16 protein-coding genes and 1 tRNA gene are annotated in these 13,319 nt (G+C 66.4%); 12 read left to right on the top strand and 5 right to left on the bottom strand.

All coding sequences use genetic code 11. From position 1 onward, the window contains the following. Positions 1-240 precede the first annotated feature (240 nt). Positions 241-885 (top strand): FadR/GntR family transcriptional regulator, encoded by a 645-nt coding sequence (locus tag ABT061_RS07645; RefSeq protein ID WP_350913819.1) that lies wholly within the window; start codon positions 241-243, stop codon positions 883-885. A 140-nt stretch (positions 886-1,025) separates the two neighbouring features. Beyond that, positions 1,026-1,841 (top strand): ABC transporter ATP-binding protein, encoded by an 816-nt coding sequence (locus ABT061_RS07640; protein WP_350913817.1) that lies wholly within the window; start codon positions 1,026-1,028, stop codon positions 1,839-1,841. A 535-nt stretch (positions 1,842-2,376) separates the two neighbouring features. Here ABT061_RS07640 and ABT061_RS07635 read toward each other — a convergent pair. After that, a complete protein-coding gene (locus ABT061_RS07635; RefSeq protein ID WP_350913815.1) occupies positions 2,377-2,769 on the bottom strand; it encodes a helix-turn-helix domain-containing protein in 393 nt (130 codons plus the stop codon). 181 nt (positions 2,770-2,950) lie between these two features. On the opposite strand from ABT061_RS07635, the gene ABT061_RS07630 reads away from it, so the two are divergent. From ABT061_RS07630 to ABT061_RS07615, 4 genes are all read left to right on the top strand, one after another. Then, positions 2,951-3,439, top strand: coding sequence for a cupin domain-containing protein (locus ABT061_RS07630; RefSeq protein WP_030926130.1), 489 nt, complete (start codon positions 2,951-2,953; stop codon positions 3,437-3,439). Between the two features lie 40 nt (positions 3,440-3,479). After that, positions 3,480-3,824, top strand: coding sequence for a DUF1801 domain-containing protein (locus ABT061_RS07625; RefSeq protein ID WP_350913813.1), 345 nt, complete (start codon positions 3,480-3,482; stop codon positions 3,822-3,824). Positions 3,825-4,032: 208 nt separating this feature from the next. After that, a complete protein-coding gene (locus tag ABT061_RS07620; RefSeq protein ID WP_350914215.1) occupies positions 4,033-5,244 on the top strand; it encodes an ISAs1 family transposase in 1,212 nt (403 codons plus the stop codon). Positions 5,245-5,569: 325 nt separating this feature from the next. Beyond that, positions 5,570-5,980: a RidA family protein gene (locus tag ABT061_RS07615; protein WP_350913811.1), complete on the top strand. Its 411-nt coding sequence runs from the start codon at positions 5,570-5,572 to the stop codon at positions 5,978-5,980. A 357-nt stretch (positions 5,981-6,337) separates the two neighbouring features. On the opposite strand, the gene ABT061_RS07610 is transcribed toward ABT061_RS07615, so the two are convergent. The 4 genes from ABT061_RS07610 to ABT061_RS07595 form a co-directional block, all read right to left on the bottom strand. After that, positions 6,338-6,413: transfer RNA gene (locus ABT061_RS07610), tRNA-Ala, on the bottom strand. A gap of 138 nt (positions 6,414-6,551) precedes the next feature. Continuing rightward, the gene (locus tag ABT061_RS07605; protein ID WP_350913809.1) at positions 6,552-7,289 is read right to left on the bottom strand and encodes an HAD family hydrolase; all 738 of its coding nucleotides are present in this window, start codon (positions 7,287-7,289) and stop codon (positions 6,552-6,554) included. Positions 7,290-7,318: 29 nt separating this feature from the next. After that, positions 7,319-7,438, bottom strand: a complete 120-nt coding sequence (locus ABT061_RS07600; protein ID WP_211264163.1) for a DLW-39 family protein — start codon at positions 7,436-7,438, stop codon at positions 7,319-7,321. Positions 7,439-7,823: 385 nt separating this feature from the next. Next, positions 7,824-8,108 carry a GNAT family N-acetyltransferase gene (locus ABT061_RS07595; RefSeq protein WP_350913807.1) on the bottom strand — a complete coding sequence of 95 codons (285 nt, stop codon included), beginning with the start codon at positions 8,106-8,108 and terminating at the stop codon, positions 7,824-7,826. 280 nt (positions 8,109-8,388) lie between these two features. On the opposite strand from ABT061_RS07595, the gene ABT061_RS07590 reads away from it, so the two are divergent. The 6 genes from ABT061_RS07590 (at position 8,389) to ABT061_RS07565 (ending at position 13,312) form a co-directional block, all read left to right on the top strand. Then, the gene (locus ABT061_RS07590) at positions 8,389-8,742 is read left to right on the top strand and encodes an STAS domain-containing protein (RefSeq protein WP_350913805.1); all 354 of its coding nucleotides are present in this window, start codon (positions 8,389-8,391) and stop codon (positions 8,740-8,742) included. A 150-nt stretch (positions 8,743-8,892) separates the two neighbouring features. After that, positions 8,893-9,282, top strand: coding sequence for an STAS domain-containing protein (locus ABT061_RS07585; protein ID WP_350913803.1), 390 nt, complete (start codon positions 8,893-8,895; stop codon positions 9,280-9,282). Between the two features lie 127 nt (positions 9,283-9,409). Then, complete coding sequence (locus ABT061_RS07580) at positions 9,410-9,862, top strand: ATP-binding protein (protein ID WP_350913801.1); 453 nt, start codon at positions 9,410-9,412, stop codon at positions 9,860-9,862. Positions 9,863-10,480: 618 nt separating this feature from the next. Further along, positions 10,481-10,681 carry a ferredoxin gene (locus tag ABT061_RS07575; RefSeq protein ID WP_350913799.1) on the top strand — a complete coding sequence of 67 codons (201 nt, stop codon included), beginning with the start codon at positions 10,481-10,483 and terminating at the stop codon, positions 10,679-10,681. Next, positions 10,678-12,063 carry an NAD(P)/FAD-dependent oxidoreductase gene (locus ABT061_RS07570; RefSeq protein WP_350913797.1) on the top strand — a complete coding sequence of 462 codons (1,386 nt, stop codon included), beginning with the start codon at positions 10,678-10,680 and terminating at the stop codon, positions 12,061-12,063. Before ABT061_RS07575 ends, ABT061_RS07570 begins: the two co-directional genes overlap by 4 nt. Before the next feature lie 28 nt (positions 12,064-12,091). After that, complete coding sequence (locus tag ABT061_RS07565) at positions 12,092-13,312, top strand: cytochrome P450 (protein ID WP_350913794.1); 1,221 nt, start codon at positions 12,092-12,094, stop codon at positions 13,310-13,312. The last annotated feature ends 7 nt before the right edge of the window (positions 13,313-13,319 follow it).

The following is a 13,319-nucleotide window of genomic DNA, read 5'->3' as shown; positions in this document are numbered from 1 at the left end:
CGGCGGGCGTGGAGATGCGGGGGAACGATGTCGTGGTCATGTCGAGGGTTTCCTTCTTCTTCGGTCCTGGCGACCGGCACAGGGTTCGGCTCCACGGCAGGGAGCCGGTCTGGCTAGGCCCCGCCGTGGCGGCGAAGAAGAAGGAGCTCGACAGAGAACATGAGTAGACTCTAACACAACTCCTCAGACAAGCAGAGCAGAGAGAGGGTCGTAAATATGGCGCAGGTGAGGCGGGCACCATTGGCGGATCAGGCCGCCGAGCTGCTGCTGGAGCGGATCAGGTCCGGTGAGTGGGGTCTGGGCGAGAAGCTGCCCGGCGAGACCAGCCTGGCGCCGCAGCTCGGCGTCGGTCGCTCCACCGTCCGCGAGGCGATCCGTCAGCTCGCCGGTCGTGGCGTGCTCGCCTCACGCCAAGGCGCCGGTGTGTTCGTCACCGCGCTCGACGCGCCAGAGGACTGGGACGTGGTGCTTCGCCGAGCCGGGATCGTGTCCGTCATCGAAGCGCGCATCGCCATCGAGACAGAAGCCGCCGCCCTCGCCGCCGCGCGGCGCACCCCCGCAGACCTGCGTGCCATCCGCCGCGCACTTGCGCAGCGAGCCGAGCACCGATCCGACATCGAAAGCCACGTCGATGCCGACACCGCTTTCCACCGCGCTATCGTCGCCGCCGCCCACAACCCGGTCCTTATCGAGCTGTTCGACAGCTTCACCCCGCGACTGCGCGAAGCGATGATCGACATGCTCCGTATCCGTAAAGAGTTCGGCAGCGACGCCGACCACGCCGCCCACACCGAACTGGCCGACGCGATCGCCGACCGGGAAGAGACCGCCGCCGCAGAACGCAGCCGTACCCACCTGCTGACCCTCAGAGAGGGGCTCACGTAGCAGCTCCATGGCCTGGAAGCCTGACCACGGGCGGGCAGGTCTTGTCCGGCTGTCCTGCGTCCTGACTGATCGCCGCATCGAGCACCACAAGGCGATCATCCCTGAGAACACACATTGACATGAGCAAGGAAGGAGCACACTTGACCGCCGCCGAGATACTGCGCTTGGACAGCGTGGACTTCGTCCGCGAATCGCGGCAGATTCTCACCGACATCAACCTCACTGTCCACGCGGGCGAGCACTGGGCGCTCATCGGCCCCAACGGGGCAGGCAAGAGCACGATCCTGAGTATGTGCGGCGCCGAAAAACACCCCACCCGCGGCTCCGTCCACGTTCTCGGGCACCAGCTCGGCCGCGTCGAGATACGCAAGCTGCGCGAGTCCATCGGACACGTCAACCCCCGCCATCCACTGCGCTCCGCGCTCACCGTGCGGCAGGTCGTCCTCACCGGGGCGACCGGTACAACCGAACTCATGAACCGCTGGGAAGCAGAACCCGGCATCCTGGCCCGCGCCGAATACCTCATCGAGATGCTCGGCCTCAAAGAGCTGGACGGTGCGACTTGGCCCACCATGTCGCAGGGCGAACGCGGCAGAACCCTCATCGCCAGGGCTCTACTGCCTGATCCGCCGTTGCTGCTACTCGACGAGCCGTCGACCGGCCTGGACGTGGCCGCACGGGAACAGTTCCTCGAAACAGTCGATCACCTGCACCGCTCGCAACCAGACCTCGCGACCGTGCTCGTCACCCACCACCTTGAAGAACTGCCTGAGACAACTACGCACGCCGTGCTCATCAAAGAAGGCCGGGTCCTCGCCTCCGGCCCTGCACACGATGTACTCACCACCGAGCTGGTAACCGAAAGCTTCAATTACCCAATCCAGATCGAATACCGCGACCGGCGCTGGCAAGCCCGCGCCGACCGGATGCTCAACTGGCAGTTACTGGAGGCATGAACTGACCGCTGACGCATCTCCGATGGCCACACCAGCCACGACGCGATCCTCTGCTCATCGGGAGAACAGCAGCGACAGCGCCGGGGCCAATACGAACACTCACACGGTGATACCGTGCGGGACTACGGGTTGAGCGAGCCTCGGGGCAGGCTGTTCTCGGGACTCTGTTCCCGTGAGGAACTTTGAGTGAAGCCTAGGAGATTCGAACTCCTGACATCCTGCTTGCAAATCGGCCTGATCTTCAGGGACAACGGCCCCGCCCGGGGCGAGAGGCAGTCCGCGAGTGACCGTGAGTACCCCTGTTGACCGCCCTTAATGGCCCGCTAATGGCCCGGTGATCGGTCTCGTCGGCCTACGGCGGACACCACTGCCAAGCTCGCTTCCAGCAGCGGAGCAATCGATCATGTACTCGTCACGGGACAAGCCGACCCGACGAGATTCTCGGCCACGGCATCCGATACTCCATGTCGGGGCTGAAGTGCCATCTGCACCGTGTCGAACCTGAGGACCCTTCGGCCAACGCGTCAACTGACCTTCAGTTGACGCGTTGGCCGAAATCTGCAACAAGTTTGAGCGTGCCATCGAGCGCGGCAACGTAACGGTCCAAGACCTCACGAGTGGATACATCGCCGTTCTCGATCTGTGACACACGAGCCACGGATATACCCATACGATCGGCGACCTGAGTCTGGGTAAGCCCACGGCGCTTGCGCATCTCCGCGAGCCGCCACCCCTGCGTCTCCTGACGCAGGTTCTGTACATCACGTCGGCCCGTGAAGGGCTCGATCTTTCCGACGACGACCCCGTGCACGCCATCGATCAGTTGGGCGCCGTGGGCATGCCGTCGACGGCGTTCGCCGGATGAGTGGGGCCGCGATGGTTCGCCCCAACGTGGCAGCCGGTACTCCACAGTGAGGAACTCGCGCATCAAGAGGCGTACCGAGTCGTCGGATAAATTGGGGGTCCGAGGCGTATTTCGATGCGGCAGTGCTTCCGAATGGCGACTATTTGTCAGACCCGTTCGGTACGGTCGCGACCATGACCAACGTTACCTATGCCGCTGCCTGGGTGCCCGATGACGACCCCCAGACAGTGAGTGCAGGACCTTCATGAGCTATCCAGAACCCCGCTACCTCGGCGACACGGGCGAGATCAACGCCACCTACCGCACCGCGGACCACGAGCCCGAGCTGCGGTCCTCCGGTGGCACCGTGACGCACTACCTCGCCACCGGGGCCTCGACGAACGGGCAGTTCGGGATGTACCGGTGGGAGATGGGCCCGGTGCCGAGCGGCCCGAGCCCGCACTTCCACCGCTCGATCTCCGAGTCGTTCTACGTCCTCGCCGGCACAATCCGCATCTACGACGGCACCCGGTGGATCGACACCGTCCCTGGCGACTTCGTGCACGTCCCTGAGGGCGGCATCCACGGCTTCCGGAACGAGTCCGGTGAACCGGCCAGCATGCTGCTGCACTTCTCACCCGGCGCGCCCCGCGAGGGCTACTTCGAAGGGCTGGTCGAGTTCGCCGTGTCCGGGCGCCCCAGCGAGGAGGAACTCGCCGAGTTCTACCTCCGCCACGACACGTTCTGGGTATAGGCCCATCCTTTCCAGCGAACAGTAAATCAAGGTGAAGAGCATGAACGACGACGTCACCCAGTACATCAACAAGACGCAGCCGTGGCAGATCGACGTGTGCGAGAAACTACGTGCGATGATCGGCGAGACCATTCCAGGTGTCGAGGAACGGCTCCAGTACGGCAAGCCGCACTACCTCAAGAACGGGCACTACGCGGCCGTCATCGCGGTAGCCAAGGCCAAGATCTCGTTCATGGTGTTCAACGCGACGGACATCCCTGAGGTCAAGGGATTCCTCCGGGCAATGGGCGCCGGTGAACGCAAGACCGTCGACATCAAGGAAGGAGATAACGTCGACTACGACGCACTTGCCGGCATCCTGGAAAAGACCACGGCCACCTTGTAGTTGCGAGGGTGTCTGCCGCGGCAGGGCCACGGCCCCGGCATCAGGGCTGACGGAGTTCTCGAATGTTGAGACGACCAGAAGGGGATTCGCAGGTCACGGGTTGATCGCGTACGGCATGGCGAAGTCCTGACATGCAACAAGGCCCCGTAGAACGGCGGTTCTCACGCCAATCCGATCTACCTGAGCCTCGTTGTCCGTGCAGTTTGCCATGCCGCCCGTCGTGTCCGCCATCAGCGCCACCACCAGCGCCGCTGACCAGCACGGATCTCTCACACCAGCCGATGAGGTCGTGGACATGGCCGGTCTGCGCCAGGCATGGGCCCAGGTCCCAGATCCTCGTGATCGACGCGGACGGCGCTATCCACTGGCCTTGATGTTGGCCCTGGTCCAGGCGGCGATCGTGTCCGGCGCGGTCTCCTCCGCCGCGATCCGGCACTGGATCGCCCGCGCTCCGCAAGAGGTCCTGGCCCAGCTCGGCGCCCAGCGGGATCGGCGGACCGGCCTGTTCCAAGCCCCGCACTCCGATACCGTGTGCCGAACGATCGCGCAGGTCAACGCCGCATATGTGGACGCTGCCTACGCCATGCACCGGACCGGCCAACTGCGCGAGTTGTACGACGATCCCGACGAACCGATCCCCATGACCGTCGACGGCAAGACCCAGCGCGGCACCGCCACCCCCGGCACACCCGCCCGACATCGACTCGGCGCACAGTTGGCCGACGACGCCCTCATGGTCGCGACGATCGACGTCAGTTCCAAATCCAACGAGATCACTGCCTTCGCCCCGCTGCTGGACCAAATCGGCTGCCTGAAGAACGTCATGATCAGCGCCGACAGGCTCCATACGCAGCGGGAGCACGCCCGCTACCTGCACCGGCGTGAGGCCTTCTACGTCTTCCCGGTCGGCGGCAACCAGCCGGCCCTGTTCGACCAGCTCGACGCTCTGGCCTGGAAGGACGTGCCGATCGGATGGACCACCTACGACCGCGGCCACGGCCGCACCGAGATCCGCACCATCCAGGTCATGCCCGCCCCGGCCACAACCCGCTTCCTGCACGTCAAGCAAGTCTTCCTCCTCGAACGCCACGTCTACGACCTGCGCTGGAAGCCGTTGTCGAGCGTCGCGGTGCTGGGCGTCACCAACCTGCCCGCGACGCTGGCCGGCCCACGACGCCTGGCCGAGTTGGTCAGGGGCGAATGGTCGATCGAAAACAAAGATCATTACGTGAGGGATGTCACCCTCGGGGAGGACCGATGCAGGGTCCGTACCGCCTCGGCCCCGTCGATCCTGGCCACCATGCGCAGCTACGCGATCGGCGCGCTACGCCTGCTCGGCTTCACCAACATCGCCGATGGCACCCGGTGGGCGCGTGATGACTTCCACAACCCGCTGATCGCCCTGAGTCTCACGATGTGAGAACTCCTTCAGCCCTGACGAAGTGGACGCGGCCGATGTGCCGGTTTCCAAAAGTTAATGGCCCGAACGCCGCTCCTCTTGATCGGCGATCAACTACCTCGCTCGCTGAACCAGGGTGAGGAACGAACCCTGGATCGTCGATCGCCCCCGACCACGTACGGCGTCCGACCACGGAGTGGCGATCGTAGGGCTGTAGCTGTGCGGCGGCGTGACCATGGGCGGGCCGCGAGGTACGGGCGGCTTGGCTGCGAAAAGAGGATGCGGCAGCAGGATGCCGATGTCAGGGTGGTCGCTCTGTGCCCGATATGAAAGGAACTGAGGGACCATGCCTAGCGCCATCACTTTGATCCGCTCCGCTTCTCTGTCCGACGTCGCCGAGTATGCTTACGCAGCCACGGCGCCTGCCGAGTCGCGACTCGTCTTCCTCGCTGGAGCGTGTCCCCTGAACGAGGACGGCTCGACGGCAGCGATTGGGGACTACGCGGGCCAAGCAGCGAAAGCCATCGAGAACATGCAGGCGGCTCTCACCGCCTCTGGCGCATCATTGCAGGACGTCATCAGCACAAGGGTTCTCGTCGCGTCCACACGGCGGGAGGATTTGGTGGCTGCCTGGAAGGTAGTCCGGGACTCATTCGGTGACCATGACGTACCGAGCACCTTGATGGGAGTCACCGTGCTTGGTTACGACGACCAGCTCGTTGAGATCGAAGCCGTCGCCGCCGTACTTGATTCCTGAGCGGTAAGGCCTCATCTGGGCGGTGGCGTGACCATGGGCGGGGCAGCATGGTCCGGGCGGCGCGGCTGGCGTACGGCGACGGCCCGGAGTCCTGCCCGCGCGCCGGGACCGGCCCCCAGGCCGCATGCCCGGCGCGCAGGCGCAGGCGCAGGGCCGGGCGACGGCGCTCAGCGCCGCCGCCCCTTGACCGACGAACGGCAGCGGGAGGTGGCCCGGAAGCTCGACAGTCTCGCCCGTGGGGCACTGACGAAGGGATCGGGCACGCAACGGGCACGGGAGCGAAAGAAGGCCGAATGAAGATCAAATCCCAGGTTACGACAACCATGCCTAACCTGGGCTTCTTCGTGTCCGTGAGGGTGGTGGAGCCTAGGAGATTCGAACTCCTGACATCCTGCTTGCAAAGCAGGCGCTCTGCCAACTGAGCTAAGGCCCCGAGATTCAAGCCGGCGCCTGGAGACGACCTGCTTCAGTCGTACACCGTAGCAACAGGAACCGCTCCTACGCCAATTGGATCCGTGCGCGGCGTCGTGTCGGATGGCTCCGCGAGGACGGGTTTCGAGCGAGACGAGGATCAGTGGGCGGCGGTGGCCAGGGGGGACTCGGCGGGCGTGCCGTCAAGGAGAAGTCCGGGGAGATCCGCGATGGAGTCGAGGATGTGAGTGGCTCCCCCGTTGAGGAGGCGTTCCCTGCTGTGGACGCCGGTCAGGACGCCGCCGACCACCGCCGCGCCGGCACGGCGGCCGCAGAGCATCTCGCTCTCGGAGTCCCCGACGACGGCGACCTGGCGTACGTCCTCGATACCGAGTCGCATGACCGCGGCGAGCACCAGGTCGGGCATCGGACGGCCACGGCCGGTGTCCTCGGGGCACAGGGCCAGATCGAGCCTGTCGGACCAGCTCAGGGCAGCCAGCACGCGGCCGAGCGTGACACGGCTGAAGCCGGTGGTGAGGCAGATCTTGACATCGGCACCGCGGAGCTTGTCGAGCGCCTCGACGATTCCGGGCAGTGGAACCAGGCCCGCGCGTCCGATGGCGCCCTCGTAGGAGCGCTCGAAGGTCAGATTGGCCGCCTGGGCCTGGGCCTCGTTGTCCGGGAAGATCCCCCGGAAGACATCGATCTTGGAGCATCCCCGGGACCGGTGCACGTGCACCATGGCACGAGCGTACGCACCGGTCCCGGGCACGATGCCCTGCGTGGCGATCGCCTCGGCGAACGCCCGCTCGACCATGGCGACGTCACCGATCGTGGTGCCTGGCAGATCCAGGCAGACAAGCCTGATGGGCTTTACTCCATCTTGGGCAAGGACCATGAAAGCACCCGAATCGGTAGCCGCGTCTGTCAGTTCTCGCTGCCGGTGGCCTCGGTCCACAGGTCGAGCTCGGCGCGGTCGGCCTGCACCTTGCGCCAGACCAGCAGCCCCCCGAGGGCGACGAGCGCCAGAACGAGCAACTTCTTCACGGTGTGACCCCACTTCTTGAGAAGTCTCACCTGCCGGGGTGAGACAACGCCCGGTTCGAACGGTTCCCTGCAGCCTAGCAAGGGATCGGGCCATGACCCGGTCCGCATGACAAGCGTCACAGCCGATCTACGCTAACCGGGTAATTGTCACTATCATCCCGCACGACTCGCGATCTGATGATCACAATCTGCCATGAATCCTGTTGCAAAACCGCCCGCGTTCTTACGATAACCCCCGGAGCGGGCCGCTCCATCCGCCCGAAAGTTCCGGTCACCGGCCGCCAGGAAGGTTTCTGCCCGGACATCGCGGTGACCAGCATGTCCGCTCACTCCGGCGCGATTACCGGGGGGCGCGAATGTCCCAAACCCCCTCGCTATGGATCGGTCAGGCGCCCTGAACAAGATCGGCGTAGTCGGGGTGACGATCTATCCATTCCCTGACGAACCAGCAGAGAGGTGCGACCTTGGCCTCTTCGGCGCGGGCCTCGTCCAACGCGGTGCGGACGAGTGCGGATCCCACCCCGTTGCCCTCGTACTCCGGCTCGACCTTGGTGTGGGGATAGACGATGACCCCGTCACGCCGGACGAGCTCCAGCCGCCCCGCGTGCCTGCCGTCCACCGTCGCCACGAAGGAATCGCCACCGGGGGAGAGCTTGACATCCACCTGCATGGAGGTTCTCCTTTGCCAGACCGCCGTACGACGGTTCCCTCTTCAGCCGATTCCGCGAGACGTTCATTCCCATGTGTGCGGATCTTCGGCGGACGCGATGGCCGACTGGTTTATGCGCACTGAAACATGAAACCGGCAAACCATACCAAAAGGCGCCCAGCTGAAGGATGATGAGAGCAGGTACCGGCACCGCCGATGCCTCATGGCGATCAGCCGACACACCTGCGCCGTCACGACAGACGTTGACTGACCCTCATGCCCCACCCAGAAGGTGATCACAATGGTAGGTGAGGTCAGCCACGGCTCACTGCGCGTTCTCTTCACCGATCTGCCGGTCGGCCTACGCTGCGAGGGAGAGATCGACCTCTGTACGCGGCACGTCCTGGTGCAGGCCCTCGCCATGGCGGCGGAGCGCACCCGCGGCGATCTGTATGCCGATCTCCAGGGTGTCGACTTCGTCGACGTGGGCGGTCTGCGGGTGCTGGCGGAGATCGCGTTCAGGATGGCGGGCGACCGCAGGCTGGTCGTCAGGGGTCTCCAGCCGCACGCGTGGCGGATCGCCGAGCTCTGCGGCTGGGCGGAGGTGCTCGACAGCAGGTCCGGAAAACGTATCCGTCAGCGGGATAACAACTGATCACTTCTCGGCTGTAGCGTAAAAGTGCTCTAGAGAAATTCGGAAGATCTCAAGCTGAGCACCGGCCGGCTCCAGACTTGAGGTAACCGCGACCCGGCGGCGGCATCCGGCCGCCTTTCCTCCCCCTCGACCGTCCACAGAGGTGTATCCGTGAGCGCTGCCGTCCGCGTGACCGATGTGTCCGACCCCTCGGTAAAGGAGATGGTCCTGCTGAGCCTGGCCGGCGAACTCGACTACACCAATGCCGAGCGGTTCCGTCACGACCTTCACCAGGCCATCGGCCAGGACCGGGGTGACCTTGTCATAGACCTGACCGATCTGACCTTCTGCGACTCCACGGGAATCCAGCAACTCCTGAACACCCGCAAGATCGTCCAGGACCGCGGAGGCAGCATCGTCCTGGCCAATCCGCACCCCCGCCTGAAGCGAATCCTCCACCTGACCGGACTCGCCCAGGCCTTCGGCATCCAGCCCACCGTCGCCGACGCCGTCAAGGCACTGCGACCACAGCAGTCCACCCCGGATATTCACGGCGGATGACCGTCGTAAGTTGGCAACGATCGGGCAGGTGTCTAGCATCGTGTAACTCATCTGCAACGCCCTGATTCTGGAGCAAGTCGGCTCGTCCCCCGGTGACTGCCAGACAAGGCGACGTCAAGGGGGTGTCGTGATCGGCGACCACGGCCAGCACTGGCCGATCGACGAGGATCTCAGCGCGTTGCGAGAACGTCTCCACCATCACGCCACCCAGGCCGGCCTGCGGGGCGAACGCCTGAACGACCTCCTCCTCGCCACCAACGAGGCGGTCATCAACGTCCTGGAGCACGGCGGTGGCAAGGGCACCGTGGACGTCTGGCAGGACGAGAGCCACCTGACCATCGACGTCACCGACACCGTGGGGCTCCTGGCCACCGAGCACATCCCGGCGAAACGCCCTACGGGCACCGTTCGAGGTTTCGGTCTGTGGCTGATGACCCAGCTGTGCGACGAGTTCACCATCGAGCAGATCGCCGGAGGCTCCCGGGTCCGCCTGCGGATGGATCTGCGCTCCCCATCGGCACGGATCGGGGCGCTCAGTCACGAAGACCCCGGCCAGGAAGAGGTCCGGGCCGCGTTCTGAGCCTCGATCGTCATGGGCCCCAAGTCCCGTGACGCGAGGGTCCACCGGAAACCCGCCACGGCCCCTCGTCAGGGTCCGGCCGATCACCGCCGGGCCTTTTCTCATCTCTCCGGAAGATGTGCGTGTCCGGAACGATCCCCAGGAATGGTCACCCGGCACTACCGGAGTGTGCTGGGCTGAACCCTGGTTCGACCTGTACCTCCGGCAGACGGATCTGGACCTGCTGACAGCCCTGATCCCGGGCCGCCGACCAACCGGGCATCACCGCCCGCAAAGGGGTCACCGATGCGTTGGGGGGCGCACCGGGACCGTCAGTCATCCTGAGCGTTCCGGCCGAACCGGAGGGGCCGGCTCGTACGCAATCCTTGACCACCCGCTGGCAGAAGGGCGATGTTCCGGCCCGATGTCCGCGATACGCTCGTTTAGCCAGGTCAGCGCATTACCGCGCTGTTTTCCCTGACCGTTCTTCGCGGAACCGTGGCGGCTGCCGACGGCATGTGAGGACGTGCCGCGGCATCGCCCCGGGCCGGGTTCACGGTAGGCCCGACCCACGGAAAACCGTCCTGGCTCCCCTCGCGCCTTACTCAACCGTGTTCGGGCTCGGAAGGAACGGTCCTTATGAGGGTTGTCGTCGACCTGGCGCGCTGCCAGGGGTATGCGCAGTGCGCCTTCCTGGCCCCGGACGCGTTCCGGATGCAGGGTGAGGAGGCACTCGCGTTCCACTCCAGCCCCGACGACGCGCAGCGGGACCAGGTCCTGCGTGCGGCCGCCGCCTGCCCGGTCCAGGCGATCCTGGTCGAGACACCTGGACCGTCATGAGCAGCGAGCAGAGCCTGAAGGCGTTCAGGCGTGACGGCCGCATCGTGATCGTCGGCGCCTCCCTCGCGGGGCTGAGAGCCGCGGAGGCGCTGCGCGACGAGGGCTTCACCGGATCGCTGACCCTCATCGGGGACGAGGCGTGCGAGCCCTACGACCGGCCCCCGCTCTCCAAGCAGGTCCTGACCGGCTGGGTACCCGCGGACGGCACCGCGCTACCCCGGCGCCGCGAGATCGGCGCGGAGTGGCTGCTCGGCGTGGCCGCCTCGGGGCTGGACCTCGCCGGCAAGCGGGTGCGGCTCGCGGACGGGCGGGAGGTTCCCTACGACAGGTTGCTGATCACCACCGGGGTACGTGCCAGATCCTGGCCCGACGAGGCCGAGGCCGCACTGGACGGCGTGTTCGTGGTCCGCACCCGCGACGACTCCGGTCGCCTGCGGGAGCGGCTGGAGGCCGGACCCGGCCGGGTGCTCGTCATCGGGGCCGGATTCGCCGGTTCCGAGATCGCCTCCGTCTGCCGCGAGCGCGGTATACCGGTGACCGTCGCCGAGGTCGCCGAGGCCCCGCTGGTGGGAGCACTCGGCAGCATGATCGGCTCGATCGCCGCGGACCTCCAGCGTGCGCACGGCGTCGACCTGCGCTGCGGTGTCAGGGTCACCCGGCTGGAGGGCGACGGGCGGGTGCGCCGCGCTCACTTCTCCGATGGAGAGGCGATCGACGCCGACGTGGTGGTGGTCGCGCTCGGCGGTGTGCGCAACACCGAGTGGCTGCAGGACTCGGGGCTGGCCGCCGGCCGCTGGGGGGTGGCCTGCGACTCGGGGTGCCGGGCGTTCGACATCAACGGCCTGGTCACCGATGACGTCTTCGTCGCCGGGGACGTGGCACGCTGCCCGCACCCGGTCTACGAGTACCGATTCCTGTCGCTGGAGCACTGGGCCAACGCGGTGGAGCAGGCCCAGGTCGCGGCGCACAACATGGTCAGCCCTCCGACCGACCGCTGGCCGCACCTGTCCATGCCGACGTTCTGGTCCATGCAGTTCGGCGTCAACATCAAGTCCGTCGGTGTTCCGATCATGGCGGACGAGATCACCGTCACCCAGGGGGCGGTGAAGGAGCGCCGGTTTGTCGCGGCCTACGGGTACCGCGGCAGGGTCATCGCGGCCGTCAGCTTCGACAACGCCAAATGGCTCGACCACTACCGGCAGCTGATCGAGACGGCGGCCCCCTTCCCGCCCTCCTGCCCCACCCCCGACCAGCCCGCCGACATGAAGCCGGTCCCCGCCCGCTTCCCGGATCCCCTCATCATCACCCACGGAGCCACCGTCATGGTCACCGGCCACGAGCCGAGCGAGCGGCGCGTGGCGTTCGCACGGCCGGGCCGTTGAACCCGGGCAAACCTTAGGAGAAGCGGTCATGACAGTCGCTCAGGCGCCCAGCACTCTCCAGCGGATCCTCGACTACTCCAGCCGGGCCGACCCGTACCCGCTCTACGCGGAGCTGCGCAGGAGGCCGGTGGCCCGGCAGGAGGACGGCGACTACGTTGTCAGCACCTACCGGGAGATCAGCACGTTGCTGCACGACCCGCACCTCAGCTCCGACGCGCACAGCCTCGAACACCCGGGGCCCGCCCTCGCCGAGCGCGGGGACCCACCGGCGTTCATCGGCCTCGACCCGCCGCAGCACGACCGGCTGCGCCGCATGGCGATGCGGCACTTCGGCCCCCCGCACTCACCCACGCTGATAGACGGCATGCGACCCGACCTGACCGCCATCGTCACCGGCCTGATCGAGAACCTGGCGGGCAGGGACCAGATCGACGTCGTGGACGACTTCGCCTACCCCTTCCCGGTCACCGTGATCTGCCACCTGCTCGGTGTGCCCCGCGAGGACGAGCCGCGATTCCACCGGTGGGTCGAGGCGATCGTCGCGCTGCTCGACTTCGACCCCGCGACGGATTCTCAGGAACGCCTGCGGGAGGGCGTGCAGGCCCGCAAGGACCTCAGGCACTATCTCGCCGAGCTCCTGGAGAGCCGCCGCGGCCGGCCACCGGGCGACGACCTGCTGTCCCGGCTGGCGAGCGACGAGGGCCCCGACGGGCGCATGACGGACGAGGAGATCGTCAGCACCGCCAACCTGCTGCTCATCGCGGGTCACGAGACGACGGTCAATCTGATCACCAACGGCGTGCTGACCCTGCTGCGCCACCCCGATGTGCTGGAGCGCCTGCGCCGTGAGCCCGAGATGATCATCCGGACGGTCGAGGAACTGCTGCGCTACGAACCTCCGGTGCACATCGTCCCCTGGCGGGCCGCCTACAGCGACCTCACCGTCGCGGGCGTCACCATCCCGAAGGGCTCGCAGATCACGCTCATGCTCGCCTCCGGCAACCGCGACCCCGCGTACTTCCGTGACCCCGACCGGTTCGACCCCGACCGGCAGGACAACCGGCACCTCGGTTTCGGCAGTGGCATCCATCTGTGCTTCGGCGCCCCCCTGGCCCGGTTGGAGACGCAGATCGCACTGAACGGGCTGGTACGTCACCTGGAGAATCCCCGGCTCGTCGCCGACCCGCCCCCGTACCGGCAGAGCGCGGTCCTGCGCGGCCCGCGCCACCTGCTGGTCAGGCAGGGATGACGCATGG

The sequence above is a fragment of the Streptosporangium sp. NPDC002544 genome, from assembly GCF_040295965.1.
Taxonomy (GTDB): domain Bacteria; phylum Actinomycetota; class Actinomycetes; order Streptosporangiales; family Streptosporangiaceae; genus Streptosporangium.
The sequence above is the reverse complement of the archived record's forward strand: the minus strand, read 5'-3'. Positions and strand labels throughout refer to the sequence as shown.

Excerpts from the sequence above, each read along its gene's own strand:
- ABT061_RS07635 (WP_350913815.1), bottom strand. The coding sequence starts at position 2,769 with ATGCGCGAGTTCCTCACTGTGGAGTACCGGCTGCCACGTTGGGGCGAA.
- ABT061_RS07630 (WP_030926130.1), top strand. The coding sequence starts at position 2,951 with ATGAGCTATCCAGAACCCCGCTACCTCGGCGACACGGGCGAGATCAAC.
- ABT061_RS07625 (WP_350913813.1), top strand. The coding sequence starts at position 3,480 with ATGAACGACGACGTCACCCAGTACATCAACAAGACGCAGCCGTGGCAG.
- ABT061_RS07620 (WP_350914215.1), top strand. The coding sequence starts at position 4,033 with ATGCCGCCCGTCGTGTCCGCCATCAGCGCCACCACCAGCGCCGCTGAC.
- ABT061_RS07615 (WP_350913811.1), top strand. The coding sequence starts at position 5,570 with ATGCCTAGCGCCATCACTTTGATCCGCTCCGCTTCTCTGTCCGACGTC.
- ABT061_RS07605 (WP_350913809.1), bottom strand. The coding sequence starts at position 7,289 with ATGGTCCTTGCCCAAGATGGAGTAAAGCCCATCAGGCTTGTCTGCCTG.
- ABT061_RS07595 (WP_350913807.1), bottom strand. The coding sequence starts at position 8,108 with ATGCAGGTGGATGTCAAGCTCTCCCCCGGTGGCGATTCCTTCGTGGCG.
- ABT061_RS07590 (WP_350913805.1), top strand. The coding sequence starts at position 8,389 with ATGGTAGGTGAGGTCAGCCACGGCTCACTGCGCGTTCTCTTCACCGAT.
- ABT061_RS07575 (WP_350913799.1), top strand. The coding sequence starts at position 10,481 with ATGAGGGTTGTCGTCGACCTGGCGCGCTGCCAGGGGTATGCGCAGTGC.
- ABT061_RS07570 (WP_350913797.1), top strand. The coding sequence starts at position 10,678 with ATGAGCAGCGAGCAGAGCCTGAAGGCGTTCAGGCGTGACGGCCGCATC.
- ABT061_RS07565 (WP_350913794.1), top strand. The coding sequence starts at position 12,092 with ATGACAGTCGCTCAGGCGCCCAGCACTCTCCAGCGGATCCTCGACTAC.